Below are 1,798 nucleotides of genomic sequence, written 5' to 3'. Positions count from 1 at the left end.
CAGGCGCCGCCGACGACCGGACGAGGAGGTCCGCCGTGAGACATGCCCGACGCTTCACCGGACTCTGCGCCGCCGCGCTGGTCCTCCTCTGCGGGTGCGCCCAGGAGGACCGCTCCTCCGCTGCCCCGGGCTCGTCCGCGCCGCAGACCTCTGACGGCGGCCGGCCCGGCGGGTCTTCGCCCGAGACCTCCTCCGGCGGGCGGCACGTCACCCTGCTGACCCTGACCACGCATCCGGGCGCGGCGGAGGAGGCCGGCGACTCCGCCCTGCTGCAGGGCACCCTGCAGCTGGAGGACGAGTGCCTGGTAGTGGTCCCGGACGGCGGGGGCGACCCGGTGGTCCCCGTGTTCCCGGAGCAGGCGGTGGACGAGACCGGCGAGGGCATGGTGTTCACGGACGCCGGGGGCACCGAGCTGCTGCTGGCCGAGGGCGCGCAGGTCGCCTTCGGCGGCGGTGGCGGCAGGGGGCCCGAGTCCTGTCTGCCCGGTGCGGCCACGTTCACGGTCTCGCGGAACGGGTGAGCCGTCTCTCGTCCGCCGATGCGGCAGGGCCCTCGCCCGTTCGGGTGAGGGCCCTCGTTCCGTGTCAGCGGCCATCCGCAGTTACTCGTAGCGGGTGACGCGGATCTGGGTCATGCGCATGCGGATGGTGGCCCGTAGCTTCTCGGGCGCCTTCTCCTGGCAGCAGCGGCGCACCTCGGAGCGGATCAGCTGCTCGAACGCGGCCTGCTCGTGGCAGTCCGGGCAGTCTTGAAGGTGTCGGCGCACGGCCTCGATGTCCTCGTCGGTGAGGGCGCCGTCCAGGTACTCGTAGAGCCGCTCCAGGTGGCCTTCGCCGAAGGCCCCGCAGCATCCGTCGTGGCGGTTCATCGCGTCGCCTCCTTCTCTGCGGCGGTGGTCTTCCTCCGGCTCTTGCCGGGGGTGGTGGTGACGTCCATGCCGCGGCCTGCGGCGTAGTCGGACAGCGCCTCGCGCAGCTGCTTGCGGCCGCGGTGCAGGCGGGACATGACGGTGCCGATCGGCACGTCGAGGATCTCGGCGATCTCCTTGTAGGCATAGCCCTCCACGTCCGCGAAGTAGACCGCGAGGCGGAACTCCTCCGGGATGGACTGCAGGGCGGCCTTGACCTCGGAGTCCGGCAGATGGTCGAGGGCCTCGGTCTCGGCCGAGCGCAGACCGGTGGAGGTGTGCTCGGCGGCGCGGGCCATCTGCCAGTCCTCCACCGTGTCCGTCTGGGCCTGCTGGGGCTCGCGCTGACGCTTCCGGTAGAGGTTGATGTAGGTGTTCGTGAGGATCCGGTACAGCCAGGCCTTGAGGTTGGTGCCGGGCCGGTACTGGTGGAAGGACGAGTAGGCCTTGGTGTAGGCCTCCTGGACCAGGTCCTCGGCGTCCTGCGGGTTGCGCGTCATGCGCAGCGCGGCGGAGTAGAGCTGGTCCACGAAGTCGAGGGCGTCGCGCTCGAAGCGGGCGCGGCGGTCAGCCTCGGTCTCGGCGGCCACGTCGATGTCCGCCGTGTCGTGCTCCGGCGCGTTCTCCGGGCGGGCGTATGCGGCCGGCGTCTCGTCGTGGGCCGGAGCCTGGGGGCGGCCGTCCTCGGCCGCGGAGATGTGATCGGTCATCACCGGCCAGTCTACGGCGGCCGGCCGCGGCGGTGCGATGGTGGGCGTCATCGGCGCGACCTCCTTCCTCGCGGGCCCGCCGGATCGGCGGAACGTGCGCGTCGTCAGTGTCTGAAGCGTCCCCACAGGCGCCGCTGACGACCGGACGAGGAGGTCCGCCGTGAGACATGCCCGACGCTT

At 72.1% G+C, this 1,798-nt stretch carries 3 protein-coding genes; 1 reads left to right on the top strand and 2 read right to left on the bottom strand.

Features of this window, described 5'->3' with window-relative positions; genetic code table 11:
• Positions 1-35 precede the first annotated feature (35 nt).
• A complete protein-coding gene (locus tag FM125_RS07710; RefSeq protein ID WP_087134199.1) occupies positions 36-521 on the top strand; it encodes a hypothetical protein in 486 nt (161 codons plus the stop codon).
• Between the two features lie 81 nt (positions 522-602).
• Here FM125_RS07710 and rsrA read toward each other — a convergent pair whose 3' ends face one another.
• Together rsrA and FM125_RS07700 are read right to left on the bottom strand one after the other, a co-directional pair.
• A complete protein-coding gene (rsrA, locus tag FM125_RS07705; RefSeq protein ID WP_087134198.1) occupies positions 603-869 on the bottom strand; it encodes a mycothiol system anti-sigma-R factor in 267 nt (88 codons plus the stop codon).
• Positions 866-1,618: a sigma-70 family RNA polymerase sigma factor gene (locus FM125_RS07700; protein WP_087134200.1), complete on the bottom strand. Its 753-nt coding sequence runs from the start codon at positions 1,616-1,618 to the stop codon at positions 866-868. Before FM125_RS07700 ends, rsrA begins: the two co-directional genes overlap by 4 nt.
• Between the last annotated feature and the right edge of the window lie 180 nt (positions 1,619-1,798).

The organism is Micrococcus lylae (assembly GCF_900163825.1).
Taxonomy (GTDB): Bacteria; Actinomycetota; Actinomycetes; order Actinomycetales; family Micrococcaceae; genus Micrococcus; species Micrococcus lylae.
The sequence above is the reverse complement of the archived record's forward strand: the minus strand, read 5'-3'. Positions and strand labels throughout refer to the sequence as shown.